Origin of the sequence: Martelella sp. HB161492 (genome assembly GCF_013184775.1) — a bacterium.
Classification (GTDB): domain Bacteria; phylum Pseudomonadota; class Alphaproteobacteria; order Rhizobiales; family Rhizobiaceae; genus Martelella.
In genome coordinates, this window is sequence record NZ_JAATVV010000001.1 from 195,686 (window position 1) to 221,835 (window position 26,150).

A 26,150-nucleotide genomic window follows, 5' to 3' on the forward strand; every position below is an offset into this window, starting at 1 on the left:
AGAATTTCGGATCGTCAATTTCGTGACACCGTTACAGCGAAGGGGAATAGCTAAATGTCCATTTTTTCGAAAACCAGTTTGCTTGGCGCAGCAGCAACCGTTGCCGTAATGGCAGCGGTATCCAGCCCGGCAATGGCGCTCGACAAGGTCAAGTTCGGCACCAACTGGCTCGCAGAAGCCGAGCATGGCGGCTACTATCAGGCGGTTGCCGACGGCACCTATGAAAAATACGGCCTCGATGTCGAGATCGTTCAGGGCGGCCCGCAGGCTGCCAATAATGCGCTGCTGATCGCCGGCAAGATCGATTTCTTCATGGGCACGCCACTGACCAATCTGAATGCCGTTGCTGAAGGTATTCCGATTGTCGATATCGCCGGCATCTTCCAGAAGAGCCCCGAAATCCTGATGGCACACCCCGATCAGGGCATCGACAAGTTCGAGGATCTGGCAACGCTGCCGACCATCCTGATGGGCAAGGACGGCTTTCTGTCCTATTTCGAATGGATGAAGGCCAATTTCGAAGGCTTCAGCGACAGCCAGTACAAGCCCTACACCTTCAACCCGGCCCCCTTTATCGCCGATCCGAAGTCTGCTCAGCAGGGCTACCTGACCTCCGAACCCTACGAGATCCAGAAGCAGACCGGCTGGGAGCCCAAGGTATTCCTTCTCGCCGACCAGGGCTATTCGCCCTACGCCGAAACGATCACCGCCCAGACCAAGCTGGTCAAGGAAAACCCTGATCTGGTTCAGCGTTTCGTCGATGCAACGCTCATCGGCTGGTACAACTATCTCTATGGCGACAACACTGCAGCCAACGACCTGATCAAGAAGGACAATCCGGATATGACGGATGGTCAGATCGAATATTCCATCGCCAAGATGAAGGAATATGGCATCGTTGAATCCGGTGACGCCGATGAAGGCGGTATCGGCTGCCTGACCAAGGCCCATTATGACGGCTTCATCGCCGACATGGTCAAGGCCGGCGTCATCAAGGAAGGCCCGGATTACACCGCCGCCTACGATCCCGAATTCGTCTGCAAGAAGGTCGGCATGGAGCTGAAGAAGTAATTCTTCCCATCTGAACGCCGCCGGCCCGCCGCTTTACGCGGGCCGGCTCCAGCAACGCCCAAGAAACCGGATCGAAGCGAATGTCGCAAACAGGCGCCGCACTTGCGGATACTACTCCTCCATCGCTCGCCAAACCGCTGGTCAAGATGGAGCATGTGAGCAAGATTTTCTCCAATGGAACGCTCGCTCTCAACGATATGTCGCTTACCGTGGAACGCGGTCAGTTCATCAGCCTTCTCGGTCCGTCGGGCTGTGGCAAATCAACGGCCCTGCGCATCATGTCGGCGCTCGGCGATATCACGACGGGCACGATCGACTGGCCGAGTTCGCGCATTTCCTCCAAGGGCCGTCCGGAAGGCGATATCAGCTTTGTCTTCCAGGAGCCGACCCTGATGCCCTGGAAGACGGTGTTCGGCAATGTCTATCTGCCGTTGAAACTGCGCGGCGTCACCAAGGCAGCTGCAGCACCGGAGATCGAGAAGGTTCTGAAGACCGTCGGCCTGCAGGACTTTGCCAATGCCTATCCGCGCGAATTGTCCGGCGGCATGAAGATGCGCGTTTCCATTGCCCGCGCGCTTGTGACCAAGCCAAAGCTGCTGTTGATGGATGAGCCCTTCGCGGCCCTTGATGAAATCACCCGTCAGCGCCTCAATGACGACGTGCTGAAGCTGTGGCGCGAGACCGGTATCACGGTCATCTTCGTCACCCATTCCGTTTTCGAATCCGCTTATCTTTCCAGCCGCATCGTTGTCATGCGCGCCCGTCCTGGCCAGGTTTTCGACGACTTCCCGCTCGTCACCAGCGCCGAGCGCGACGAAGACTATCGCACCTCGGAAGAATATCGCGCCGCCTGCGAGAAGGTCTCACACTCTCTGCAGGGCGCCATCCAGGCAGCCGGAGGACACCACTGATGAGCGATCAGGCCATTGATGCCGCAACACTGCGGCCACAGCAGACTTTCTTCACCAAGAACAAGGATCTGATCCTGCAGATCGGCATTCCGGTGCTGGTCATCCTGTTTCTCGTCTTCGTCTGGCAGATGATCGTCATCATCTACAAGACGCCGCCCTATATCCTGCCCGGCCCGACGCTGGTTGCCGAAGCCTTCGTGCGGGACTGGGGCATTCTGGCACCGGCACTCTGGGTCACCACCAAGATCACCTTCATCTCGCTGTTTCTCGCCCTTGTCGGCGGTGTCGGCCTTGCGGTGATCATGGTCCAGTCACGCTGGCTTGAACTGGCGCTCTACCCGATCACCGTCATCCTGCAGGTCACGCCGATCGTTGCCATCGCACCGCTGATCCTGATCTATACGCCGACCACCCAGGTCGCGCTTCTGATCTGCGCCTTCCTCGTCGCCTTCTTCCCGATCCTGTCCAACATGGCCCAGGGCCTGAAGAGCGTCGATCACAACCTCATCAACATGTTCGAGCTCTACGGCGCCTCGCGCTGGCAGACGCTCATTCATCTGAAACTGCCGGCCTCGCTGCCCTATTTCATGACCGGCCTCAGGATCGGCGGCGGCCTTGCCCTGATTGCCGCTGTCGTTGCCGAATTTGCCGCAGGCTCTGCAGGCGCTGGCTCAGGCCTTGCATTCCGCTTGCTGGAGGCACAGTTCCGCCTTAACATTCCGCGTCTCTTTGCAGCGCTGATCATGCTTGGCATGCTGGGTGTCGCAATCTTCGCGCTCACCTCCTTCATTGCCTGGCTCAGCCTGCATCGCTGGCATGAGAGCAGCATCAAGCGGGAAAACTGATGTCCACGAATTTCGTTGAACTTCCTTCAGCGCGTCATTTCGCGCTGAAGCACTGCACATTGCCCAAAATCAGCGTCAATGGCGCCGATGATTTCGCGGCCCGCGAAGGTCTGATCAAGGCCGATCTCATCATCGCCGATGGCAAGGTCGATCAGATCCTGCCCTATGGTTCAGCCGATGCCACGCTTCCCGCGGCCGATCTGCGTGACGGCATGGTCTGGCCCTGCTTTGCCGAACTCCACACCCATATCGACAAGGGCCATATCTGGGAGCGGCGGCGCAATCCCGACGGCACCTTCATGGGCGCACTGGAAAATGTGAAGCTCGACCGCGAGGCCAACTGGTCGGCGGACGATGTGGCCGCGCGCATGGAATTCTCGCTGAAGACAGCCTATGCCCACGGCACCGCCCTTCTGCGCACCCATCTCGACAGCCTGCCACCGCAGCATCGCATCTCGTTCGAGGTCTTCTCCGCGATGCGCGAGAAATGGAAGGGCCGAATTGACCTGCAGGCCGTCGCGCTATTCTCCACCGAGATGATCTTCGAGCCATTCTTCGACGATCTCGTTCAGGTGATCCGCGACCATGGCGGTCTTCTTGGCGGTGTCACCATGATGCTGCCCGATCTCGACGCCCAGCTCGACAAGATGTTCCGCACCGCAAGTGATAACGGCTTCGATATCGACCTGCATGTCGACGAGACCGAAGAGCGCGAAGTGCTGACGCTGAAGAAAATCGCCGAGGCCAAGATCCGCAACGGCTATGAAGGCAAGGTCACGGTTGGCCATTGCTGCTCGCTGGCGCGCCAGGATGAGGAAACCGCGAAACGCACCATTGATGTGGTCGCCAAAGCCGGTCTTTCGGTCGTCTCGCTACCGATGTGCAACATGTATCTGCAGGACCGGCACACGGGCCGCACGCCACGCTGGCGCGGTGTCACCCTGTTCAAGGAACTGACCGCCGCCGGTGTTCAGACCTGCGTCTCCTCCGACAATACCCGCGACCCCTTCTATGCCTATGGCGATCTTGATGGTGTCGAAGTCGTCCGCGAGGCAGTCCGTATTCTTCAGCTCGACCATCCTCTCGATGAAGCCGCGCGCATCATGACCCGCACGCCGGCCGAAATTATGGGGGTTGCCGACCGCGGCGTGATTGCCGAAGGCGGCCCCGCCGATCTCGTCTTGTTCAGCGCCCGGCGCTGGAGCGAGTTTCTGTCCCGTCCGCAGGCTGACCGCATCGTGATGCGGAATGGCATGGGCATCGACCGCAGCCTGCCGGATTATCGCGAACTTGACCCGCTCATGGATAAGTGAACATGACTGACTATCAGCAGATCAAGGCCGAACTTGAAGGCATTGCCATCGAAGACAATCCCGCAATGGTTCTGCGCAAGAGCCGGGACTTCTACTGGTACTCGCCAATTCTCAAGGCGCAGCTTGAACATGTCACCGGCGACCTGATCGTCTCCCCGGAAAATGAAGACGAACTGATCAAGGTGCTGAAGGTTGCCTTCAAGCATGACGCGCCCGTGACCGCGCGTGGCGGCGGCACCGGCAATTACGGCCAGTCCATGCCGCTGTCCGGCGGTATCGTGCTCGACATGACCAAAATGAACCGGATCAAGCTGATCGAGCCTGGCCGCGTCATTGCAGAGCCAGGCATCATCTGCGCCGAGCTTGATCGCCAGACCAAGGCCCATTCCGGCCAGGAACTGCGGTTCCACCCTTCCACCACCGGTCAGGCAACCCTCGGCGGCTTCATCGCCGGTGGCTCCGGCGGTGTCGGTTCGGTCCACTGGGGCGGCCTGCGCGATCTCGGCAATGTGCTGCGTCTCAGGATCGTCACGCTGGAGGCCGAACCGCGGGTGATGGAGCTGACCTCGCTCGATCTGCTCAAGGTCTCCCATGCCTATGGCACCAACGGCATCATCACCGAAGTGGAAATGCCGCTGGCACCTGCCTATGAATGGGTGGATGTGATCGTCGGCCATGACAGCTTCATGGATGCGGTGCGTTTCTCCGATCATCTGGCAAGCTCCACCGGCATTCTCACCAAGGAAATCGCCCCGATTGCGGCACCGGTTCCCTATAACTATTTCACCCGGCTGAAGCCTTTCCTCGAAGAAGGCGAGTCGATCTCCGTCGTCATGGTGGCGCCGCACTCGATCGAGCCGTTCAAGGCGCTGGTCGAGGTGCATGGCGGCACGATCCGTTATCGCTCGGACACGGCGGAGAACACCAAGGGCGTGCCGCGCGCCTATGAGCTCGGCTGGAACCACACGACGCTGCGCGCGATGAAGATGGAGCCTGACAATTTCACCTATCTTCAGGTTCAGTATCCGAGCCCCGGCCATGTCGCCAAGGTTCAGGAAATGTGCGCGATCTTCGGCGACGAAGTGATCGGCCATCTGGAATTTCTGCGTTTTGACGGCGCAATCCAGTGCTCGGGCCTGCCACTGGTGCGTTACACCACGCCGGAGCGCCTGGAAGAGATCATCCGTATTCACGAAGAAAACGGCTGCCCGGTGTTCAATCCGCACCGCTATACGCTGGAAGAAGGCGGCATGAAGCAGACGGACGAGCGACAGCTGGAATTCAAGAAGGAAACCGATCCGAAGGGGCTGCTGAACCCCGGCAAGATGATTGCCTGGGACGACCCGGAATTCGATTTCAAGGCCGGCAAGAACTACCTGTTCAAGGGTATCACCGCCGTTACCGGAGAATAGCATGCGCGTCCTGGTCCTCTTTTCGCATCCGGTGGAGACGAGCTACGGCGCAGCACTCCACCGCCAGGTGGTCGAAAGCCTGACGGCGGCCGGCCATGAGGTGGATGATTGCGATCTTTATGCCGAGAATTTCTCCCCGGTCCTGACCCGTGAGGAGCGGATGGGCTACCACACCTATCCGGAAAACACCGAACCGGTGAAATCCTATGTCGAGCGGCTGAAGGCGGCGCAAGCGCTGGTCATCTGCACGCCGATCTGGAATTTCGGTTTCCCGGCCATCCTGAAGGGTTATTTCGACCGCGTCTGGCTGCCGGGTGTCAACTTCTCGATCGAAAACGGCAAGGTGCAGCCGTCGCTGCGCCATATCCGCAAGATCGCCGCTGTCTTCACCTATGGTGGCGACCGCAAGCGGGCCTTCCTTGCGGGTGATCCGCCGAGAAAGCTGTTCATGCGGGCCATCCGCGTGCAGGTGAAGCTCGGCGCGCCGGCGAAATTCCTCGCCCATTACGACATGAACAACTGCACACCGGAAACAAGGGCGAAGTTCCTTGCCAAGGTAAAGCGGGAAATGGAAGCGTTCTGAACTGCGCTTGCCTGTCGGCGGAACACGACAGCACCGGGCGAGACGCCCGGTGCTTTTTTGAATTTGATGCCGCCGAAGGGACCGACGACGCGCAGAGCGTTTCCAGGAAGAGCGGATACCGGTTTTCCGTCCGGAAACGCGAGGAAACAAAGACTTGGAGCGCCGTGCGTCCTTCTGGGCGCACGGCGCTCCAACTTATTTGGTCAGCGGATCGAGACGCCTCCTAGAGCGCCGTGCATCCATTCGGATGCACAAAGGACGCTCTAACTTATTGAATCTACGCATCGTTCTTTTCGAAAATCGATTCCGATTTTCGAGCCGATGCGCTAGTTCGGGTTGTTGATGATATAGACCGGGCTTTCCCGATAGTGCTTGCTGACGAGCGCAGGTGGGTGCTCACCGGGATAGATAACGCCAAGGAAAAAACCGAGATAGGCCGACGAGGGATCGCCATTGCATCCCTGCATCCGCTCCACGATCCAGGAAAAGCTCGGATTCCAGCGCCAGAAGAAAAAGCCGTCAGGCACAAACTCGACGTCACTGAAATAGGCCTTGTCTGAATATCTTATCGGATCGCCGCTCTGATAGGGATATATTAGAAGGTCCGTCTTGTTGTTTGCATAGGCGCAGCGATAGTAGACTGCAGCTCCATCATCCTGGATCAGTGGCAATTGCGTGGTCTTGATCAGGAACGACTGCCCGGCGGACTGCCACATAAGCTGTGACATGAAATTGTTGGCGTATTGCGATTCGGGGGTATAGTTGAAGATGTTGCCTGAGATTCCCGTTGCATCAATGACGAATCCGAGGATTGCAAAGGCCGGCTCGATGAGGCTCGGATAATCCTTCGGGTCGATGCGCCCGTGGCCGACATTCGGCATCTGAACGAGGGAAGCATAGGGATCGAAACCGCCAATCCAGAAATCTTCCATGACATAGGCAGGAGCGATGGGCGTGAAATAGTCATCATGCGTCGCCGCGACTTCAAGGATCGGGAATCCATTCAATATCCCGGAACTCTGCCGGAGATAGGGAGCAATATCCACCTGAGCCTCCCAGGCGGCAAAGCTTCCGCTGGAAATAACGTCGAGAAGGTTGCGATCGCTTGTGTTGTATTTCTTGTCGCGTTCATAGGGTTGCAGGTCGTGAGACCACCCGTGGTATTCAGACGGGAAATAGAAATTGGCACTGATGGACGACAGCACGGGCTGCAGATCGAAGGGCATGACCATCGGAATTGCGGCCTTCGACATCTGATCATGCGTCAGATCATACATCAGCGCCAGGTAAAGCGCCCAGCCGCGCTTCGATGCACCCGCCAGCACATAATTCGTGGCCCGCGGGAAATGCGCCAGATCCGATATCTGTCCGACCGAAGCCATCCCCGCCTCCATTCCATGGACCAGCGACGAGGCCATCGGAAACAGCGTCACATAGTCCATATACTCGTTTATCTGGTCCAGGTGCTTTCCGGGATACATGATACTTTCGGCGATGAGATCATCTTCGCTCCGGAGATAATAATTGCCGTCAATCGGACTTTTGATCTCGACCGGTTCAACCGGAATATCGAGCTGCACGATGATCGGAACATTCGTCGACGCCGAAATCAGCGAAGCGAGATTGGCGGTAACGCAGTTGACATCGGTCGAAGTAATCCTGCAGCCACTTGTCAGAACGGCATCGATATCCTGCGGCTGCATGCCGTAGGATGGCAAGGTTATGATCTCAGCCAGAAGATCGTGGAACAGGGCATAGTAGAATTCCGCATCCTCGGTACCGCCCGCGCCAAGATAAAGATATTCGCTGGAGCCTCCGCCGAAATTCGAAGGCTTGGTCACAATCACCTTCTGGGTCCAGGCGCCGCCGCCGCTGTCTGCCGAAATAAAGTCAGAAGCAGTGTTGTACCAGCTCGTCTGTGCAACAAAGTCGCAGAGGTAAGTTTCCGAAAGGGCTGTCGCCAAGGTGTTGACCGATTCGCAATTGCTATAGGTGCCCGCGGCTCCGACCGTGTTGTCGATAAAGTCGAACAATTGCGCAAGTGGCTTCGGTTGCTCAGCGAGCACGGGGCTTTCCGCCACAAAGGAAGCTGCAAAAACTATCCCAATGGCGACGAGCTTTCTCGCCGCCAATGCAGTCAATACGTGCATTTTCGCCTCCAGGCTTTACGTTTGAAGAACATCTGATTTCGTGCCGCGCTGTATCTGCGGCCATGCATATGGACTTTCATCGCCGAGCCTGATCGCTTCACGCTCCAGCCATGCGTAAGAGGAAATAGACCTGTATACTACTTTAGCGATTTATTTAATTTATTGCTATTTATGATTGCAGTCAATATTCCCGTTCAACCGCGCGGAAATTTCGTTCACGCCTGCCTTCTGGATCCTCGCAAGAGCCATCCGCGCCGGACGCACCGGATGGTGCCGGGACAACAGTCTGCGGCAATTTTCCCGGTCGAGACGGAGGGGAGACCGAAAGCGGGAAATCCAAGCCTTCCGATACTTTTCTTGCACCCGCCCTTTACAAAACGGGTCATCTGACTAGGTCTAGAAGAGGCCCTGCCGTCAGCAAACCACGGCAGGGCCTCTTGATCGTTTTGCGGGAGGGGAGACGGAAAGGAAGAGAATGGCCGATCAGTTCATCGTCGACGAAAGCCGGTTGCGGAAACTCCGCGGCCATGTCCCCGTCAACGCCGTGCTTCACGTCTGGCTCAAGGCGACACAGCCCCATGCGGCAGCAGAGCTTCGTCTGGCCCTCAACGACCGGATTTTTGGCAATGTCTTCGTCGAAAATGCCGAGGAATATGAGTTCCGCATGTTCTTCATGCCCCATGGCGGTGAACTCGAATGCGCCTATGATCCCGAAACCACGACGATTTCGGTTGCCTACTGGTTCACGGATGCCTCTGTGCTTGAGGAAGGCATCACGGTTTTGCGCACCCATGCCGCCAATGCCCCAGCCCCGGCCCCCGGCAGCTATCACTTCCGCCCGCCTTTCGGCTGGATGAATGATCCGAATGGATTTGGCCGCTTCAACGGCTCGGCTCACCTGTTCTATCAGCATTACTCCCATGGGCTGACCTGGAACACCATGCATTGGGGTCACGCCATTTCGGAGGACTTCCTCCACTGGCGGCATCTGCCGATCTTCCTGTTTCCGTCAGAAGATCTGACCCACCGGCCGGACCGGCGCGGTGGCGCCTTTTCCGGCTCGGCCATTCCGCTCGACGACAGCGCCGGAATTCGCGTCTTCTTCACCGAGCACGTCATCGAGCGGGCGCCCGAACGCGAAATCCAGATGATGGCGACATCGCAATCGCTGATTTTCGCCGGCGCGGCAAAACTTCTGATCGGCGAGCGTCCGGCAGACCAGAATCTGACCCAGGATTTCCGCGATCCTTATGTGTTCCGCGGACCCGATGGCTACTGGAAGATGCTGCTCGGCAGCCGCAGCGGCGAGGCCGGTGTCGTGCTGCTTTACGAAACCGCCGATGTCACTGCGGCGTCAGGCTGGGAATTTGTCTCAATTCTGCATTCCGAGAGCCGCTTCAACACCCAGGTGATCGAATGTCCCTGCCTGCTGCCGCTTGACGGACCTGCGGGTGATCCGGCAACCCACTGGGTGCTGATTGCCGGCCTGATGCACAGCCATGACGAGGTGACGGGGCGCAAAAACCTGACCTCTGCCACTGTCGGCCATTTCGACGGCAAGCAATTCACGCCGGACTTCGAGCAGGAACTGGATTTCATCGCCGACAATTATGCCTTTCAGGCCTTTCTCGACCACGGAACGCCGGTCGGAATCGGCTGGCTTGCCAACTGGGCCGATGCCCGCCCGGAAATCGACTTCCCGACCGCCATGACGCTGCCGCGCAATATCGTCTACGAGGATGGAGTCCTGAAAACGCCGCCGATCGCCGGCGTCGAAGCCTTGCGCGCCGCGCTGGTCGACGACAGCGCCCTGGCCGGCGGCGAAACGGTGGAGCTGGAACATGGACAGGCAGAGATCATCATCACGCTCAATGACGATGACGCGCCCTTCGAGCTTGATCTCTACCACCACAATCTGGAAATCATTCTCCGGCTTGATGGTGATGGCCTGCGCCTCACCTATCACGACGACACGCATCAGCCAAAGCCTGACTACGTCTCTCCCCACGCGAAACCGAAGGAATTGCGCATCTTCCTTGATATCGGCTCGATAGAGGTCTTTGCCGACAACGGCCGCTGGACCGGCACCAAGCGCATTGCCGGCTTCGACCCCGTCCATTCGCTGAGGATCCGTGAGGGCAATATTGCCTCGGCAAAGATCTGGGCGCTGGCGCTATGATGAAAGGGCGCCCGAAGAGGCGCCTCAGCCTGCTGACAAACCTCGCCACCTTTTCTGACGTCATGCCTGTGCTGGTCACAGGCATTAAGCCGCTGCGCGTCCGCGCGGCGAAAGAACTTTTCTATTCAATGTCTTGCAAATCTGGATCCCCGTGACGAGCACGGGGATGACGACGGAGGGGCGGCCATTTCACCCCGAACAGGCAATCTGAACGACTGTGTCAGCAGGCTGAGACGCCCGAAGGGGCGCCTCATCAGTTCCGTTCAAAGCACCTTCGCCGCCGTCACTTCCACCTCGACGAGGAATTCAGCGCGGGTGAAGCCGCCGACAACCAGCAGCGTCGAAACCGGCAGCGGATCACAGGTGTAGCGGTCGCGCACTTCCATGTAAGCAGGGAAATCCTCGCGCATGGTGACATAGCCGTTGATGCGGATGACATCGGCGAAGCTCATGCCGCCCTCTTCCAGGATCTTGCGGATCGCCTCGAAGCACAGTTCGGCCTGTCCCTTGACAGTGCGCGGGATCACGTCATCCGGTCCGATGCCGAGCTGTCCGGAGGTGACCAGCAGTGATGCGCCGGGCGGCACGTAAAGGCCATGGCTGTAATTGCCGAATGGTTGGCGCACGCCGGGCGGGTTGATGCTCTTTTTCATCAGGATTGCCTCCGAAGCCAGCACATCGCCGATGCAGCCACAAGGCGGCAAACGGAAAACAATGTGCAATCTCACGATGTTGTTGCGCCCCGCATGTGTCATTTCAGGCCATGAGGGGCGCTTTATGTCAGTCACGCATGGCCGGGATGGTCCGCGCTGTCAAGACTTTACCGCAATATGCGAGGCCTCACGCGCCATAGCCGCGCACGCCCTTGATCTCGAGAAAATCATGCATGCCCCAATCGGCAAATTCCCTTCCGTTGCCGGACTGCTTGTAGCCACCGAAGGGCACCTTGGTGCTCCAGGCCGGACCATTGATCGAGACATTGCCGGCACGCAGCTTCGCAGCCACATCGCGCGCATGCCCAAGATCACCGGACTGGACATAGGCGGCCAGCCCATAAACCGTATCATTGGCAATCTCGATCGCCTGTTCTTCGGTTTCGTAAGGCAGGACCGACAGGACTGGGCCGAAGATCTCCTCGCGGGCAATCGTCATGTCATTGGTGACATTTCCGAAAATCGTCGGGCGGACATAATAGCCGCGGTTGAGCCCATCCGGGCGGCCGGGGCCGCCGGTCACCAGTTCGGCGCCTTCGGCGATGCCCTTCTCAATCAGCCCCTCGATCTTGTTGAACTGTACCTCGGAGACGACCGGACCAAGATCGGTCTGTTCGCTGGCCGGATCACCGGTCACCAGACTTTCCGCCGTCGCCTTGGCGATCGACAGCGCCAGATCATGCCGGCTTTCCGGCACGAGCAGACGCGTCGGCGCATTGCAGGACTGGCCGGAATTCTCGAAGCATTCGGTGACGCTGTAGCGCACGGCTCTTTCCAGATCGGCATCGGCAAGGATGATGTTCGGCGATTTGCCGCCCAGTTCCTGGCAGACGCGCTTGACCGTATCAGCCGCCGTCTTGGCAACGATGATGCCCGCCCGGGTCGAGCCGGTGAAGGACACCATATCGACATCCTCATGACCGGCCATGACCTGCCCGACATCAGGGCCGGTCCCGTTGACAAGGTTGAACACGCCCTTGGGCACACCGGCTTCTTCCATGATCTCGGCAAAGATCAGCCCGCTCAGCGGCGCTACTTCCGAGGGTTTCAGCACCATGGTGCAGCCGGTGGCGATGGCAGGGGCCACCTTGGCGGCAATCTGGTTCAGCGGCCAGTTCCACGGCGTGATCAGGGCACAGACACCGATCGGTTCCCTGAGGATCATTGCCTCGCCGCAAGGATCTGAGAAGGAAAACTCCGCCAGCGCTTCAAGCGTCGATTTGATGTGGGACGCGCCAACCGGCACCTGCGAGCCTTTCGCAAGGTTGACCGGGGCACCCATTTCCAGCCGCACGGCCTCGCTGAGATCATCAAAGCGTGCCATGTAGCAATCGAGAATCCGCTCCAGCAGCGCCATGCGCTGATCGCGGCTGGTCCGGGAAAAACCGGCAAAGGCGCGCTTTGCCGCCCTTACGGCCAGATCGGCATCTTCTGCCGAACCGCCGGCAATCTCCATGAACGGCTCCTCGGTCGCGGGATTGATCACCGGAATGATCTTTTCCCTGAGCGGCGAAACCCAGACGCCATCAATGTAGAATTTCAGATTATTGCTCATGAACTGCTCCCTCAATCGCGCGATACGGGGCGTATGCCCGGTTCTCATAGGCCGGCAGAAGATCTCAACTTTCCGGATTTTCCGGGAGCTGCCAATCGATCGGCGTCATGCCATTCTTCTCCAGAAACGCATTGGCTCTGGAAAAGTGCCGGCAGCCGAAGAAGCCATTATGCGCCGAAAGCGGCGAAGGATGGGGCGCCGTCAGCACCAGATGGCGATTACGATCGACAAAGGCCGCCTTTTTCTGCGCATAGGCGCCCCACAGGATGAAAACCACATGCGGGCATTCCTCGTTGACTATGCGGATCACCTGATCGGTGAACTGTTCCCAGCCCCGTCCGCGATGCGAGGCGGCCTGTGCCTGCTCGACCGTCAGAACGCTGTTGAGCATCAGCACACCCTGCCGCGCCCAGTGTTCGAGAAAACCATGCCGCACCGGCTTGAAGCCGACATCGGTTGCCAGTTCCTTGTAGATATTGACCAGTGACGGCGGCGTGCGCACGCCGGGCTTGACGGAGAAGCAGAGCCCGTGGGCCCGCCCCGGACCGTGATAGGGGTCCTGTCCAAGAATGACGACGCGGACCTTGTCGAGCGGCGTCAGATCCAGCGCGCGAAAATATTCCGAGCCCTTGGGATAGATATGCTTCCCAGCCTCTTTTTCCGCCATCAGAAATGCGCGCAGCGACTGCATATAGGAAGCGGAAAACTCGCCCGAAAGCCTCTGCTTCCAGCTATCCTCAAGCCTGATCTCGCTCACCATCCAGCCCTCCTGCAGCCATTTCGACCCCTTCTGGTTAGCCAATCGGTGGCGATTTTGCAAACCGCGTCAGCGGAATAGAATCAATGCGCGTTTTTCGTGTGTTTGCAATCTTTTGCGCTCGACTTTTCCTGGCGGCATTGCGCGCAAAATCGAGCGTCCTGATGACGGAGACAGTCATTCCCCTTGGGAAAAAACGGCTTGAGACGAACAGTGTCGCCCTGCCGCATAGCGGCGGGGCGGAGTGAAAATGCCGTTGCTATGCGCGTCAACTCCGAGGCTGATTCGGCCGGGTTTCTCCGTTGTTCGAAGAACCTGCATTGGGCTGCTGATTGTTATTCAGCCCGCCCCGATCATTGCGACCCATTTGCTGCTGTTGATTCTGATAAATGTTCGAGAGAAGTTCATTCGCATTGTCGATGATGGCTTTCGTGACCGCAGTGGTTGAATTTACAAGATTTCTTATGTTCCGCTCCTCCCTCCTTTCATGAACAAGATTTCGCAGCCCCTGAGATTGGCTCATTTGTGCTCCGGATGAATTTTCAATCGGCATATCTGAAACTCCATGTTTTCTTGACGCGTGAACAATTGACCGAAACAGCGCGAAGACATATTCGATCATTTTTATGTAAACATAAAAATACATAAATTCCGGCAGTATATCCTTTCCCCGTCAAATTGTAGCGGCACTCCGCTGATCTCAGGAAACATGCAAAGTCTTGTCTTGAGTGATTGACCACGACAGCGCCGCGCGCCAAACTGCCGCGCGTGATCAATCCCTATTACAGACAATCCTGACTGAAGGATTTGAAATGATGCGCATGATGAAGAAGATGATGCTGGCTGCCGCTGCCAGCGCGACGCTGTTTGGCCTTGCCGGCCCGCTCGCAGCACAGGATGCAACCGAAAAGACCGTGGCCATCACCTATATCGTCGAGCACCCGGCTCTCGATGCTGTCCGTGAAGGCATTGTCGCGGGGCTGGCCGATGCCGGCTTCACCGAAGGCAAGAACCTCAAGGTTGTTGCGCGCTCGGCCCAGGGTAATATGACGACTCAGACGCAGATCGCCGATGAATTTGCCGGCCTGAAGCCCGATGTCGCGGTCGGCATTTCCACACCGTCGGCACAGGCGCTCAAGGCATCCATGGGCGACAGCCCTGTTGTCTTCGCTGCCGTGACCGATCCGGTCGCCGCCGGTCTCGTGACCGACAAGGAAAAACCGGAAGCCAACATCACCGGAACCTCGGACCAGCAGGACTATGCGCCGATGCTTTCGCTGATCAAGACGCTCCTGCCCGAGGCAAAGAAGATCGGCGTCATCTATAATCCGGGCGAAGCCAATTCGGTCGCCCAGGTTGACGGGATGAAGGCCGTTGGCGAAACCATGGGCTTCACCATTGTCGACAGCCCCGCCGCCCAGTCGACCATGGTACCCGATGCCGCCCGCAATCTTGTCGGCAAGGCTGATGCCATCCTGCTGCCGACCGACAATTCGGTCATTTCAGTGCTTGAAGCCATCATCACCGTCGGTGAGCGCGCCAAGCTGCCGGTCTTCACCTCCGACACGGAATCAGTTGAACGCGGCGCCGTTGCCGCCCTTGGCTTCAACTATGGCGAAATGGGCAAGGTGACCGGCAAGATGGTCGCCGACATTCTCAACGGCACGCCGATTGCCGATATCCCTGTCGTCGTTCCCGGCAATCAGGACCTTTATCTCAACATGAAAGCCGCAGCAGGCATGGGCGTCACGATCCCTGACGACGTCAAGGCATCGGCCAAGAAGGTCATCGAATAATATGACGCTTTTCGCTCTTGCCGGTGCGCTGGAGACGGGGCTGCTCTATGCCCTCGTCGCGCTCAGCATCTACATGTCATTTCGGGTTCTCGATTTTCCCGATCTGACGGTGGACGGCAGTTTTCCACTGGGGGCGGCCGTTTCGGCCGCTTCCCTTATTCACGGCATTGACCCGTTCATCGCGACGCTTTTCGGCGCTCTGGCAGGGGCGCTTGCAGGCTTTGTCACCGCATTGCTCAATGTGCGGTTCAACATCATGAACCTGCTGGCAGGCATTCTGGTGATGGTGGCGCTGTTTTCCATCAATCTGCGCATCATGGGACGGCCGAACCTGCCCGTTTACGGGCATGACACGGTCTTCACCCGCGCCGATCACCTGTTCAATGCGGGGCTGTGGAGCAATTCGATCGTGCTGCTGATCATTGCCGTTGCCGCCAAGCTGATCATCGACTGGTTCTTGAAGACCGAGCTCGGGCTTGGCCTTAGAGCATCGGGAGAAAACCCGGCCATGGCAGAGGCACAGGGCATCAGAAACGGGACGATGACGCTTTTGGGCATGGCGATCGCCAACGCGCTTTGCGCCCTTGCCGGTTCGCTCTTTGCCCAGATGCAGGGCGTTGCCGATGTCACCATGGGTGTCGGCACCATCGTCACCGGCCTTGCCGCGCTGATCATCGGTGAAGCGATTCTCGGCCGGCGCACGGTTTTCCTGGCGACACTCGGCTGCATCATCGGCGCTGTCGTCTATCGCGTTTTCATCGCTCTGGCGCTTTCCGCCGGCTTCATCGGCATCCAGCCGCAGGATCTCAATCTGATCACGGCCATTGTCGTTGCCGTCGCCGTTATCCTGTCGCAGCGACGCGGCCGGAAGGGCCGGATCAAACCGCTGTTCAATTTCCGCCTTGTCAAGGCGCCGGAACAGGCTGAGGAGAAGGTGGACTGATGCTGAGGCTCACCGATATTCACATCACCTTCAACCCGGGCACGGCAACCGAAGTACGGGCACTGCGCGGCGTCAATCTCGATATTCCCGAAGGCGAATTCGTGACCGTGATCGGCTCCAACGGCGCCGGCAAGTCGACGCTTCTGTCGGCGGTCGTCGGAACGGTGAAACCCGATACGGGATCGATCTGGCTCGACACCGATGATGTCACCGACTGGCCCGCTGCCAAGCGCGCCCGTCATGTCGGACGCGTCTTTCAGGAGCCCCGCCTCGGCACATGCTCATCGCTGACGATCGAGGAAAATCTGGCGCTTGCGGCTGCGCGCGGCAAACACCGTTCGCTGAAGCTTGCACTGGGTGGTCGCGGACAGAAGACGCTTTTTGCCGAACAGCTGGAAAAGCTCGGCCTCGGCCTTGAAAACCGCATGGGCACGCCGATCGGCTCCCTCTCGGGTGGCCAGCGCCAGGCCGTCAGCCTGCTGATGGCAACGCTTCTGCCAATGAAGATCCTCGTGCTTGACGAGCATACGGCAGCGCTCGACCCGTCTGCGGCGGACAAGGTGCTGACGCTTTCCGCCGAGATCGCCGAAACCCGCAAGCTCACCACGCTGATGGTCACCCATTCCATGCGCGATGCCCTTGCCTATGGCAGTCGCACGCTGATGATGAATGCGGGCCGGATCGTGCTCGACATCAAGGGCGAGGAACGGTCGAAGCTCACCGTCACCGACCTGCTGGAGCGCTTCGGCAAGGCGGCAGGCACCGTGATCGACGACGACCAGCTGATGCTGGCATGATCGCCTCCTTGGCGATGCCGTGAAGACGCCGCCTCCGGGCGGCGTTCAGATTGCTGACAAAGTCATTCAGCTTGTCTGCTTGGGGTGGAATAGCCATCGCCTCCGTCGTCATCCCCGTGCTTGTCGCGGGGATCCATATTCTTAAGGATTTGAATAAGCTCAGTCTTTCGCCGCGCGGACGCACGGCGGCTGGATGCCTGTGACAAGCACAGGCATGACGCTAGAGAAGGGGCTAGGGTTTGTCAGAAATCTGAGCGCCAGCAATCTGAGCACCACCTCCGGACGGCATTTTTCTTTAGCGCAAAAAAAGGGGCGGCCGGTCCCAAGCCAGCCACCCCTTCGCAGGAAAGCATTTCGATGCGCGCGGGCGTTCAGTCCGCCGCGCGCAGCACTTCGGCAAAGGCCATCATGAATGGCCCGACACCCTTGATGTCGTCCGGATTGATCATTTCCGTCAGATAATAGCCCGGCGTGCCATCACGGAACACACCACCGAAGCCGCCAAGGCCGGCAACGCAGACAATCCTGCCCAGCACGCGCCGTCCCTCAGCATTGGTCTCGAAGGCATGCGCATAAAGCGCGTCGAAAGCCTCGCGGCCGACCGCCGGATCGACATCGGAAAGACCGAGCCTGCCGCTCTTCATAAAGGCATAGGCGAACATGACCGAGGCCGAGCTTTCGGCATAGTTGCCGCCGAGCTGCGGCATATCGGTCACCTGAAGCCAGCGGCCATCGGCTGTGCGCAATTCGGCAAGCCGAGCGGCAAGCGCCGTCCAGCGGGCGATCAGCTGGTCGCGTTTTGTGCCGGCGGGCAAAGCTTCGATCTCATCGACCAGCGCCATGGCCAGCCAGCCGATGGCACGGGACCAATGGGCCGGCGCCTGACCGCTTTCCTTGTCGGCCCAGGGCTGGACCTTCTTGGAATCATAGGCGTGGCGATAGAGCCGGCTTTCAGGATCATAGGTCAGTTCGAGCCCGGTCAGAAGCTCGTCCGCCGCCTCTTCGACAAGTGCCTGATTGCCATAGGCCTTGCCATATTCCAGCTTGAACGGCAGGCCCATATAGAGCCCGTCGAGCCAGACCTGTTCGGGATAGCGGAACTTGTGCCAGTACGGCCCTTCCGCCGTGCGCGGATGGCGCGACAATTGCAGCGCCAGCGTATCGGCGGCCTTGCGGTAGCGCTGGTCGCCGGTCTTTTCCTCAAGCCAGACAAGGGCCCGGCCGGACAGCACATTGTCGATGTTGAAATCTTCCAGCGTATAGCCGGCGATCTCGCCATCCTCGCTGATCTGGCCGTTGACCAGCCGGAGCAGATGCGAAAGCCAGCGCTCCTCGCCCGTCACCTCGTAAAGCGAGATCAGCCCGCGATAGAGGCAGCCATCCTCATAGCACCAGGAGCCACCCTTATAGGGGCTGTAATCGCGGGCATAGTCATCGCAATAGCGCAGCAGTGCCTGCTTGTAGAAGGGCGTCATCGCCCCCTCACGCTCGAACACGACATTGCTGGCCGAGACGAAGGCATTCTCGGCGATGATGCCGCCATGACGCACAGGATCGATATTGCAGGCCATGACCGGCGGCTGGGCTTTCGCCTTGGCTGCGTAGGTCACGGTGTAATCCTCGATCGTGACGTTCTCGATCGGCATTTCCGGCAGGCCGTAAAAGGCGGCCGCGGCGGTGTGAACATTGCGGGCGACGATGCGGCGGAAGGTGATGTCGGCCATCAGCGGCGTGCGCTCATCGACTGGCAGCGGATCGCGGGACTGGACATAGTCCGACTTGCCATCGGCATCGCAGAAATAGAAGCCGTTCATGACAAAGGGACTGGCGACATTGTCCATGACGCAATCCTCAACGAGAATGCGAGAGACGAAGCCGCCCCGGCCGCGCCGGGTCTTGACGCGCAGGCCGCGATCGGTGTCGCGCATTTCGCAGCGTCGAACCGCGACGCCGGACACCGAGCCGCTCATTTCCGAACCGATGACAATGCCGCCATGGCCGCGTTCCATGAAACAGTTCTCGATCGTAACATTGCGGGTCGCGCCCTCAAGGCCACCCTTGGGATCACGCTTGCCTGCCTTGATGGCAATGCAGTCGTCCCCAACGGAAAAGCGGATACCGCGCATGGCGACATCGGTGCAGCATTCCGGATCAAACCCGTCGGTATTGGGCGAATGGGCATCGCTTTCGATCTTGATGTCGGCCGCGATGATGTTGCGGCAATAGACCGGATGCACCATCCAGGACGGCGAATTGCAGACGGTGAAGCCCGTGAGCGTCAGATTTTCGCAGCCCGAAAGGAACAGCGAACGGGCGCGGCGCGCACCATTGCGGCTTTCCTTCGCCCATGTCCACCAATCGCCCCGGTCGCCGCCGGCATCGATACGCCCCGTGCCGGTAATGGTGATGTTGTTCTGATCAATCGCGGTGATCAGCGAGGCATAGCAGGCTTCCGCCACCCCCTCCCAGGTGCCGAGCACCCGGCCATCGTCGTGACGGGCCGGCAGGATCTTGTACTGATCGCGGTCGGCAATGCCCCAGAGCACCGCGCCCTCATCCAGCAGAACCGTAAGGCCGCTCTTCAAAAACAGCGGGCCGGACTTCCAGACACCCGCGCCGATCCGCAGCGTTCCACCCGCAGGCAGATCATCGATAGCCGCCTGAATGGCGCTCGCATTATTTTCAGAAACCGTGGTCGCGCCATGATCGGCGATATCGGCAAAGCCCGTTTCCACGGAAGTTGAGAATTCGAATGTCTCGCCGGCAATCGCCAGGCGGTATTTCGTGTCCGGCTGCAGGCCGGTTACGGTGAAGATTGTTTTCCCGGTCCTGCCCGTTTGCCGGGCTTCGTCCAGCGTTTCGCTGACGAGGTGCCAGTCAAGCGGCTGCTTGAGAAAATAGTGATTTTGCGACGAAAAAGCAGCAAAAGTCGCCGTCCTCGCCGAAGCGGCGAGCAGCTCTATGGCAGTCATGTCCTTGATCCAACTTGGAAAACCGGGGCGGCAGCAGCAAAGGCCGCCGCCCCTTCGTTGACGCTATCAGTTATTGATGCTGTCGAGGACGTCCTTGAGGTTATAGACGATTTCCTCGGCAGCCGTATCGGAGTCGATCTGACCGTAGGCGAATTCTTCCATCACATCGCCAAAGGCCTGAACGACCTGCGGATGCTCGTTGAGCGGCGAGATGGTCGGGCCGGTGGCATCCATGATGATCTGATGTGCTTCGATCTGTTCCGGCTCGATTTCGCCAGCTGCGCTCAGCTGCTCGTAAGCCTTCTTGGAGGCCGGAATACCGCGTGTGGTGCCCAGAATTTCAACGGCCTTTTCGTCGTTGAGCAGGCAGTTCACCACAGCAGCAGCGTCCTTCGGGTTCTTCGAATTCTTCGAGATCGCGAACAGCATAGAAGGCTTGCGATAGACACCGTCATTGGTGGCACCGTCAGCCAGCAGGATCTTGTGCGGCACCAGCTTCTGGCCTTCCTGCAGCGGATCGGAGATCTTGAAATAGACCGTATCCCACTGGAAGGTGCCGGCGATGTGACCGTCAGCCCAGTTCGGGTTTTCGTTCAGGGCCAGGTTACCGGCAGCAGCGACGTCCGGCCACGGAATGATGACGCCTTCGTCCTCGAACTTCTTGTAGAGGTCGAGCGCATCCTTGAAGTCTGCCTCGGTATAAAGAAGCTCACCCGTATCGGCATCGATCATGGTCTTGCCGGTCTTCTGCGTGAGGTAGGCCATCATCAGAAGGCGGGCATCGAGACCATCCTGACCGGTTGCTTCATAAGGGAAATAGCTGTCGCCAAGCTTTTCCCTGAAGGCCGCGGCTGCGGTTTCCAGATCGCTCCAGCTTTCCGGCAGAGCCACACCGGCCTTGTCGAAAGTGGTCTGGTTGAACCAGGGCAGACGACCGGTGGTCGACAGTGGAATGCCCTGCAGGTGACCGTTGACGGTGGACGAGGCCAGATCAGCATCGGAATACTGCGACAGATCGATGATGTCGGCAAAGTCGTTCAGATCGGCAAAGCCTTCGCCGGTCGGCGTGAACAGCGGCAGCCACGGCCAGTTGATCTGCATGATGTCGGCTTCCGTGCCGCCAGCAAGCTGCGTGGTGATCTTTTCCTGATGGCCCGACCAGCCGGTGAATTCCGGAGCGATCGTGTCGCCAAGTTTTTCACCACAATATTTCAGCGCTTCCTGCGTCGCGACGTGGCGGCTGTCGCCACCCCACCATGACATGCGCAGATCTGCGGCATGGGCTGCGGAAAGGCTGGTTGCGGCCATCAAAGTGGCCAGTACAGTCATCTTCAGTTTCATAAAATCCTCCCTGAAAAGATGAACATTGCGATAGTCAGGCCGACAGCGAGATATTCTCGCCCGAACGGCGGTGGAAAATGTGCATGGCATCCTCACGCGGTGCGATGCTGATCTGCTGATCACGCAGATATTGCTGGCGGAACCCCGTGGCAGGCACCACGACCGTGAAGCTCTGATCCTCGATCGTCAGATAGAGGAAGATTTCATGCCCCATGAATTCGACATGGGAAACGCGGCCGTTGAGGCAATTTCCGGCACCGGGCTCGACAACTTCGAAATGCTGCGGGCGAAGGCCATAGGTGACCTCGGTCGGAGCATCCTTGTCGAGACGGGCAAGCGTCTTGTCATCAAGCTTCAGCGTCTGGGTGCCGATCTTGATCGTGCCGTCATTGCCAAGCGTAGCATCGCCGATATTCATTTCTGGCGAACCGATGAAGCCGGCGACAAAGGCGTTGGCGGGCTTCTGATACAGCGTATAGGGGTCGGCCACCTGCATGATACGGCCTTCCTTCATCACGCAGATGCGGTTGCCCATGGTCATGGCTTCCGTCTGGTCATGGGTGACGTAGCAGACGGTGGAATGCATGCCTTCCGAAAGAAGCTGCTTGTGCAGATCGGTAATGCGCACACGCATCGAGGCACGAAGCTTGGCATCCAGGTTTGACAGCGGTTCGTCAAACAGGAAGACCTGCGGCTTCTTGATCAGCGCGCGGCCAACGGCAACGCGCTGGGCCTGACCACCGGAAAGCTGCTTGGGCAGACGTTCCAGATATTCCTCGATCTCGAGAATATGCGAGACATCTTCAGTCGCAGCCGCGATCTGATCCTTGGGCGCATGCTTCAGACGCAGGCCGAAGGAGAGATTGTTCTTCACCTTCATATGCGGATAGAGCGCGTAGTTCTGGAACACCATCGCGATACCGCGCTGGCCGGGTGCCTTGTCGTTGACGAGATCCTCACCGATGCGGATTTCACCGCCGGAGATCCGCTCCAGGCCTGCGATCATACGCAGGGTGGTCGACTTGGCGCAGCCCGACGGGCCGACCAGCACCATGAATTCACCGTCCTGGATTTCAAGGTTGATGCCATGCACGGCCTTGAACTTGCCGTAGACTTTTTCGAGATTCTTAAGCTCAACTCTGGCCATGGTTGTTATCCTTTGACTCCGCCAGCGGAGATACCTTCGATGAAATACTTCTGTGCCATGAAGAACACGATGAGGGCGGGTGCGATCGCGAGCACGGACATGGACAGGATCTTGTTCCAGTCAAATGCTTCCGTCGTATCGATTGACAGTTTCAGCGCCAGCGAGACCGGGTATTTGTCGACCGATGACAGGTAGATCAACGGGCCGAGGAAGTCGTTCATGGTCCACATGAACTGGAACAGGCAGACCGAGATCAGCGCCGGGGTCAGAAGCGGTACGACGATATAGACCAGCGTCTGCCAGCTCGAAGCACCATCCACACGGGCCGCCTCTTCCATATCGCGCGGAATGGCGCGCAGGAACTGAACCAGCATGAAGACGAAGAACGCATCACCGGCCAGTGCCGAGGGAACCCACAGCGGCAGGAAGGTGTCCAGCCAGCCGAATTCGCGGAACAGCAGATATTGCGGAATGCGGGTGACGACGTTGGGCAGCAGCAGGATCGCAATCAGCGATGCAAACAGCGGGCGCTTGCCGGGGAATTCGAAACGGGCGAAGCCATAGGCGACAGCCGTTGCCGAAATCGCGGTTCCGATCATCTTCGGGATCAGGATCCAGAAGGTGTTGAGGAAGAAGCGGCCGAACGTATAAGGTGTCGAGGTCTTCCAGCCTTCGATATAGCCCGAAAGCGTCGGATTCCTGGGCCAGAAGCCGGCACTGGAGAAGATCTCGGCATTGGTCTTGAACGATGCGCCCACCAGCCAGATCAGCGGGTAGAGCATGATGAGACCGACTGCGAACAGAACGATATAGCGAATGATCGACGAGATCAGCATTTTACGCTGTTCCCGCTTGCGGGCCTCAATGGCTTCAAGATCGCGGGCGCTCATGGTTGATGACAAGGTTTGCTCGGTCATGATCAGCTCCTCTTGTCGCCGGCATAGTAGACCCAGTGACGCGACGACCAGAAGGCGACCAGCGTCAGGACCATGATGATGGCGAACATCACCCATGCAATGGCCGAGGCGTAGCCCATCTTGAAGTGCTTGAAGGCCTCGTCATAAATGTAGAGCGGCAGCAGATAGGTAGCCTTGAGCGGCCCGCCCTGGGTGATGATGTAAGGACCGTTGAATTCCTGGAACGCCTGAACCGTCTGCATGATCAGATTGAAGAAAATGACAGGCGTGATCAGCGGCAGGGTGATGAAGAAGAAGGTCCGCCATTTGCCGGCACCATCGATTGCCGCAGCTTCATAGAGCGAGTTGTCGACACTCTGCAAAGCGGCCAGGAAGATGACCATTGCCGAGCCGAACTGCCACAGGCGCAGGAGCGTGATGGTGAAAAGGGCATTGGTGGGATCGCCGAACCAGTTGATCGGATCAAGGCCCATGCCCATCAACGCCATGTTGACGAGGCCTTCATGGCCCGCGCCCGACTGGAACAGATAACGCCACAGAACCGCAATCGCGACCGAGCCGCCGAGAATGGACGGAACGTAGAAGGCCGTGCGGAAGAAGTTGATGAACTTCAGCTTGTAGTTCAGGATCACCGCGATGAAGAGGGCGAAGGCCAGCTTCAAAGGAACGGTACTGAACACGTAGATCAGCGTGACGTTCAACGACTTGGTGAAGGTACGGTCATGGGTGAAGAGCTTGATATAGTTCTTCAATCCCACCCAGTGGGGCGCACTCATCAGACTGTAGTCGGTGAACGACAGCACGAAGGAAGCGATAAAGGGCACTGCCGTGAAAAGCAGAAGGCCTATGATGTACGGAGACAGATAAGCCAAGCCCATGAAACGATTTTCGCCGCTCATGACTTAGTTCCCATTTCTGCGGTCGCGCCGCCTTGATTTTTATCTGTGGTCGCGACCAGTTCGCCCGGCATCGTGATGGCCGTGTCAGGACCGATGAGGGCAGTGAGTGGATCGGATGCAATCAGCCTTGATGACCGGTTGCAGGCGTGCGTCAATACGGCGTCGAGAACCTGATGAAAGGGTTCTTCCGGCAGATGCTTTGACGCGGGAAGAAAGGCAGCGCGGAAGCCGGCATCAGCATTCCCACCGCTCAAACCCGAATGTCGGGTGTTGGTCCCGGCAGCGCCGGGGGCAAAAGCCCCCGGATCGCGCCGGTTACTCAGTCCGACCGCGTCAACGGTCCTGCCAGCCGTCAGTACGGTGCGCGCCGTGTCGGCGACATGCTTCGCCTTGACACGATCAACACCTGGGAGGATGGCCGCGGCGGCATAGCCAGCGCGGGTCGGGACTGCAGAGCACCGGGCATCCTTCTGGACGCGCGGCAGCGCTCTGGAAATAGTGTGTGCAGCGATGGTGCAGGCAGCGGGCGGGAAACCCTCATCATGCCCGGCAGCATCAGCGCCGAAACGATCGCGGTTACGCGTAACTCTTTGTGCGGAAGCGAAGTCTATGCCATAACGACGGGTGAGGGCAGGAAGATGCCCGTCACGTGCCAGATCGTCCGGACGGCCGGTCGCCAGCTGCAAAGCGGCGCTGCCGAATACGGCGAATTTGACTGTTTCGATATGGTCTGAATTGTGCATGACACAATCAGGTCAACAGGACATTCTAAACCGATTTAAGGTTAACCTCTGCCACGCTGACCTCTTCCTCCCGATGAAATTTTCACTCCTACGCCGGTTTTCCGACGTTCCGAGAGCTAATATCCTAGTCTATTACTGGAATGTGAATAGAGGGTTTGGGACAAAAGGATGGATAAAATCGAAGGCGGCGTTCTTGATGGCATCGCAGTCAATGCGCTAAACCTCACGCTTACGCGTTCGGCCATCAAGATGCTCCATACGCAGACCTGGAAAACCGACAAGATCAACCAGGTTCACGATCTCGCCATTTGCCTGACCGGTCGCGCGGAATATAAGGTTGCAGACGAGACTTTTATCATGCAGCCCGGCCGGGCACTACTGATTCCTGCAGGCACCCGCTTTGTCGGCAAATCCCTGTCGGAAGAGCTTTACACCGGCGTCGCCCAGCACTTCACGGCGGAAGTTTTCGGCCGGATGGATCTTTTCGACCAGATGGAATGCCGCATGTGGGTCGATCTTCCGCGCTGGGCCATGATCGCGCCGCTGGTACGCCATTACCGCGAATCGTCGCCGCTCTCCTCCACCACCTTCACCCAGCACCATCTGTTCATGGTGCTGCTGATCGAATTCATCGAGGCCGCTTTCATCCGCTGGCATCCGCAACAGGATGTGTCGGTCAACAACCCCGACAGCCTCTCGCTTGCCGTCATGGTGGCCGCCAGCCAGATCGCCTCCGATCCGATCAGCGACGACACGGTTGAGCGTGTGCTCGACGGCGTTCCCTATAATGAGGACTATTTTCGCCGCGAGTTCCGCAAACAGGTGGGGCTCACCCCGCAGAAATATCACGAATTCAAGCGCATGGAGCGCGCCATGGCCCTTTTGGCCAGCGGCCAGTCGGTCAAGCAGGCCTCCGCCTTTGTCGGCTATGGCGATTCCTATTATTTCTCGCGCATGTTCAAGCGCTATATCGGTGTCAGCCCGGCCGGCTATAAAATGCTGCAGAAACGCCACCAGGAAGGGGGCTTCCCGCGCGGCGAGGAAGACGGCATGACGCCATTCCCGCTGTTGAGGCCGAAGCTCTGACACGAAAAACCGGCCAGGAA

22 protein-coding genes are annotated in these 26,150 nt (G+C 58.6%); 11 read left to right on the forward strand and 11 right to left on the reverse strand.

The window, feature by feature from the left end:
• Positions 1 to 108 precede the first annotated feature (108 nt).
• The 6 genes from HCK86_RS00900 (at position 109) to HCK86_RS00925 (ending at position 6,135) form a co-directional block, all read left to right on the forward strand.
• A complete protein-coding gene (locus tag HCK86_RS00900) occupies positions 109 to 1,071 on the forward strand; it encodes an ABC transporter substrate-binding protein (RefSeq protein WP_246739427.1) in 963 nt (320 codons plus the stop codon).
• Positions 1,072 to 1,151: 80 nt separating this feature from the next.
• Positions 1,152 to 1,982, forward strand: a complete 831-nt coding sequence (locus HCK86_RS00905; RefSeq protein ID WP_176082590.1) for an ABC transporter ATP-binding protein — start codon at positions 1,152 to 1,154, stop codon at positions 1,980 to 1,982.
• Positions 1,982 to 2,827 carry an ABC transporter permease gene (locus tag HCK86_RS00910; RefSeq protein WP_176082591.1) on the forward strand — a complete coding sequence of 282 codons (846 nt, stop codon included), beginning with the start codon at positions 1,982 to 1,984 and terminating at the stop codon, positions 2,825 to 2,827. The genes HCK86_RS00905 and HCK86_RS00910 overlap by 1 nt, the downstream gene beginning before the upstream one ends.
• Positions 2,827 to 4,140: a cytosine deaminase gene (locus HCK86_RS00915; protein WP_176082592.1), complete on the forward strand. Its 1,314-nt coding sequence runs from the start codon at positions 2,827 to 2,829 to the stop codon at positions 4,138 to 4,140. The genes HCK86_RS00910 and HCK86_RS00915 overlap by 1 nt, the downstream gene beginning before the upstream one ends.
• Before the next feature lie 2 nt (positions 4,141 to 4,142).
• Positions 4,143 to 5,552 carry an FAD-binding oxidoreductase gene (locus HCK86_RS00920; RefSeq protein WP_176082593.1) on the forward strand — a complete coding sequence of 470 codons (1,410 nt, stop codon included), beginning with the start codon at positions 4,143 to 4,145 and terminating at the stop codon, positions 5,550 to 5,552.
• Between the two features lies 1 nt (position 5,553).
• The gene (locus HCK86_RS00925; protein WP_176082594.1) at positions 5,554 to 6,135 is read left to right on the forward strand and encodes an NAD(P)H-dependent oxidoreductase; all 582 of its coding nucleotides are present in this window, start codon (positions 5,554 to 5,556) and stop codon (positions 6,133 to 6,135) included.
• Between the two features lie 326 nt (positions 6,136 to 6,461).
• Here HCK86_RS00925 and HCK86_RS00930 read toward each other — a convergent pair whose 3' ends face one another.
• Positions 6,462 to 8,201, reverse strand: a complete 1,740-nt coding sequence (locus HCK86_RS00930) for a PhoPQ-activated protein PqaA family protein (RefSeq protein ID WP_176082595.1) — start codon at positions 8,199 to 8,201, stop codon at positions 6,462 to 6,464.
• Between the two features lie 559 nt (positions 8,202 to 8,760).
• Here HCK86_RS00930 and HCK86_RS00935 point away from each other — a divergent pair.
• Complete coding sequence (locus HCK86_RS00935; RefSeq protein ID WP_176082596.1) at positions 8,761 to 10,464, forward strand: glycoside hydrolase family 32 protein; 1,704 nt, start codon at positions 8,761 to 8,763, stop codon at positions 10,462 to 10,464.
• Between the two features lie 263 nt (positions 10,465 to 10,727).
• On the opposite strand, the gene HCK86_RS00940 is transcribed toward HCK86_RS00935, so the two are convergent.
• From HCK86_RS00940 to HCK86_RS00955, 4 genes are all read right to left on the reverse strand, one after another.
• A complete protein-coding gene (locus HCK86_RS00940) occupies positions 10,728 to 11,117 on the reverse strand; it encodes a RidA family protein (RefSeq protein WP_176082597.1) in 390 nt (129 codons plus the stop codon).
• Between the two features lie 187 nt (positions 11,118 to 11,304).
• A complete protein-coding gene (locus tag HCK86_RS00945) occupies positions 11,305 to 12,732 on the reverse strand; it encodes an aldehyde dehydrogenase family protein (protein WP_176082598.1) in 1,428 nt (475 codons plus the stop codon).
• 64 nt (positions 12,733 to 12,796) lie between these two features.
• Positions 12,797 to 13,492, reverse strand: coding sequence for a uracil-DNA glycosylase (gene ung / locus HCK86_RS00950; protein WP_176082599.1), 696 nt, complete (start codon positions 13,490 to 13,492; stop codon positions 12,797 to 12,799).
• A gap of 265 nt (positions 13,493 to 13,757) precedes the next feature.
• Positions 13,758 to 14,042 carry a hypothetical protein gene (locus HCK86_RS00955; RefSeq protein ID WP_176082600.1) on the reverse strand — a complete coding sequence of 95 codons (285 nt, stop codon included), beginning with the start codon at positions 14,040 to 14,042 and terminating at the stop codon, positions 13,758 to 13,760.
• A gap of 271 nt (positions 14,043 to 14,313) precedes the next feature.
• Here HCK86_RS00955 and HCK86_RS00960 point away from each other — a divergent pair, with 271 nt between their 5' ends.
• Genes HCK86_RS00960 through HCK86_RS00970 form a run of 3 tightly spaced genes read left to right on the forward strand, consistent with a single transcriptional unit; the run spans position 14,314 to position 17,025 of the window.
• Positions 14,314 to 15,285 carry an ABC transporter substrate-binding protein gene (locus tag HCK86_RS00960; RefSeq protein ID WP_176082940.1) on the forward strand — a complete coding sequence of 324 codons (972 nt, stop codon included), beginning with the start codon at positions 14,314 to 14,316 and terminating at the stop codon, positions 15,283 to 15,285.
• A 1-nt stretch (position 15,286) separates the two neighbouring features.
• On the forward strand, positions 15,287 to 16,228 hold the full coding sequence (locus tag HCK86_RS00965) for an ABC transporter permease (protein ID WP_176082601.1): 942 nt from the start codon (positions 15,287 to 15,289) through the stop codon (positions 16,226 to 16,228).
• Positions 16,228 to 17,025 carry an ABC transporter ATP-binding protein gene (locus HCK86_RS00970; RefSeq protein ID WP_176082602.1) on the forward strand — a complete coding sequence of 266 codons (798 nt, stop codon included), beginning with the start codon at positions 16,228 to 16,230 and terminating at the stop codon, positions 17,023 to 17,025. The genes HCK86_RS00965 and HCK86_RS00970 overlap by 1 nt, the downstream gene beginning before the upstream one ends.
• A 371-nt stretch (positions 17,026 to 17,396) precedes the next feature.
• On the opposite strand, the gene HCK86_RS24270 is transcribed toward HCK86_RS00970, so the two are convergent.
• The 6 genes from HCK86_RS24270 to HCK86_RS01005 all read right to left on the reverse strand — a co-directional run bounded on the left by HCK86_RS24270 (position 17,397) and on the right by HCK86_RS01005 (position 25,044).
• The gene (locus tag HCK86_RS24270; RefSeq protein ID WP_348641030.1) at positions 17,397 to 19,997 is read right to left on the reverse strand and encodes a glycoside hydrolase family 88 protein; all 2,601 of its coding nucleotides are present in this window, start codon (positions 19,995 to 19,997) and stop codon (positions 17,397 to 17,399) included.
• 66 nt (positions 19,998 to 20,063) lie between these two features.
• Positions 20,064 to 21,338: an ABC transporter substrate-binding protein gene (locus tag HCK86_RS00985; RefSeq protein ID WP_176082603.1), complete on the reverse strand. Its 1,275-nt coding sequence runs from the start codon at positions 21,336 to 21,338 to the stop codon at positions 20,064 to 20,066.
• 34 nt (positions 21,339 to 21,372) lie between these two features.
• The gene (locus tag HCK86_RS00990) at positions 21,373 to 22,485 is read right to left on the reverse strand and encodes an ABC transporter ATP-binding protein (protein WP_176082604.1); all 1,113 of its coding nucleotides are present in this window, start codon (positions 22,483 to 22,485) and stop codon (positions 21,373 to 21,375) included.
• Positions 22,486 to 22,490: 5 nt separating this feature from the next.
• A complete protein-coding gene (locus HCK86_RS00995; RefSeq protein WP_246739429.1) occupies positions 22,491 to 23,375 on the reverse strand; it encodes a carbohydrate ABC transporter permease in 885 nt (294 codons plus the stop codon).
• A 29-nt stretch (positions 23,376 to 23,404) separates the two neighbouring features.
• Entirely contained in the window at positions 23,405 to 24,301 is an 897-nt protein-coding gene (locus HCK86_RS01000) for a sugar ABC transporter permease (RefSeq protein ID WP_176082606.1), read from the reverse strand.
• Positions 24,298 to 25,044: a hypothetical protein gene (locus HCK86_RS01005; protein ID WP_176082607.1), complete on the reverse strand. Its 747-nt coding sequence runs from the start codon at positions 25,042 to 25,044 to the stop codon at positions 24,298 to 24,300. The genes HCK86_RS01000 and HCK86_RS01005 overlap by 4 nt, the downstream gene beginning before the upstream one ends.
• Positions 25,045 to 25,212: 168 nt before the next feature.
• On the opposite strand from HCK86_RS01005, the gene HCK86_RS01010 reads away from it, so the two are divergent.
• Entirely contained in the window at positions 25,213 to 26,130 is a 918-nt protein-coding gene (locus HCK86_RS01010) for an AraC family transcriptional regulator (protein WP_176082608.1), read from the forward strand.
• The last annotated feature ends 20 nt before the right edge of the window (positions 26,131 to 26,150 follow it).

Excerpts from the sequence above, each read along its gene's own strand:
- HCK86_RS00935 (WP_176082596.1), top strand. The coding sequence starts at position 8,761 with ATGGCCGATCAGTTCATCGTCGACGAAAGCCGGTTGCGGAAACTCCGC.
- HCK86_RS01010 (WP_176082608.1), top strand. The coding sequence starts at position 25,213 with ATGGATAAAATCGAAGGCGGCGTTCTTGATGGCATCGCAGTCAATGCG.
- HCK86_RS00965 (WP_176082601.1), top strand. The coding sequence starts at position 15,287 with ATGACGCTTTTCGCTCTTGCCGGTGCGCTGGAGACGGGGCTGCTCTAT.
- HCK86_RS00990 (WP_176082604.1), bottom strand. The coding sequence starts at position 22,485 with ATGGCCAGAGTTGAGCTTAAGAATCTCGAAAAAGTCTACGGCAAGTTC.
- HCK86_RS00995 (WP_246739429.1), bottom strand. The coding sequence starts at position 23,375 with ATGAGCGCCCGCGATCTTGAAGCCATTGAGGCCCGCAAGCGGGAACAG.
- HCK86_RS00985 (WP_176082603.1), bottom strand. The coding sequence starts at position 21,338 with ATGAAACTGAAGATGACTGTACTGGCCACTTTGATGGCCGCAACCAGC.
- HCK86_RS00925 (WP_176082594.1), top strand. The coding sequence starts at position 5,554 with ATGCGCGTCCTGGTCCTCTTTTCGCATCCGGTGGAGACGAGCTACGGC.
- HCK86_RS00905 (WP_176082590.1), top strand. The coding sequence starts at position 1,152 with ATGTCGCAAACAGGCGCCGCACTTGCGGATACTACTCCTCCATCGCTC.
- HCK86_RS00900 (WP_246739427.1), top strand. The coding sequence starts at position 109 with ATGGCAGCGGTATCCAGCCCGGCAATGGCGCTCGACAAGGTCAAGTTC.
- HCK86_RS00910 (WP_176082591.1), top strand. The coding sequence starts at position 1,982 with ATGAGCGATCAGGCCATTGATGCCGCAACACTGCGGCCACAGCAGACT.
- HCK86_RS00955 (WP_176082600.1), bottom strand. The coding sequence starts at position 14,042 with ATGCCGATTGAAAATTCATCCGGAGCACAAATGAGCCAATCTCAGGGG.
- HCK86_RS00970 (WP_176082602.1), top strand. The coding sequence starts at position 16,228 with ATGCTGAGGCTCACCGATATTCACATCACCTTCAACCCGGGCACGGCA.
- HCK86_RS00960 (WP_176082940.1), top strand. The coding sequence starts at position 14,314 with ATGAAGAAGATGATGCTGGCTGCCGCTGCCAGCGCGACGCTGTTTGGC.
- HCK86_RS24270 (WP_348641030.1), bottom strand. The coding sequence starts at position 19,997 with ATGACTGCCATAGAGCTGCTCGCCGCTTCGGCGAGGACGGCGACTTTT.
- HCK86_RS00940 (WP_176082597.1), bottom strand. The coding sequence starts at position 11,117 with ATGAAAAAGAGCATCAACCCGCCCGGCGTGCGCCAACCATTCGGCAAT.
- HCK86_RS00920 (WP_176082593.1), top strand. The coding sequence starts at position 4,143 with ATGACTGACTATCAGCAGATCAAGGCCGAACTTGAAGGCATTGCCATC.
- ung (WP_176082599.1), bottom strand. The coding sequence starts at position 13,492 with ATGGTGAGCGAGATCAGGCTTGAGGATAGCTGGAAGCAGAGGCTTTCG.
- HCK86_RS00915 (WP_176082592.1), top strand. The coding sequence starts at position 2,827 with ATGTCCACGAATTTCGTTGAACTTCCTTCAGCGCGTCATTTCGCGCTG.
- HCK86_RS01000 (WP_176082606.1), bottom strand. The coding sequence starts at position 24,301 with ATGAGCGGCGAAAATCGTTTCATGGGCTTGGCTTATCTGTCTCCGTAC.
- HCK86_RS00945 (WP_176082598.1), bottom strand. The coding sequence starts at position 12,732 with ATGAGCAATAATCTGAAATTCTACATTGATGGCGTCTGGGTTTCGCCG.
- HCK86_RS01005 (WP_176082607.1), bottom strand. The coding sequence starts at position 25,044 with ATGCACAATTCAGACCATATCGAAACAGTCAAATTCGCCGTATTCGGC.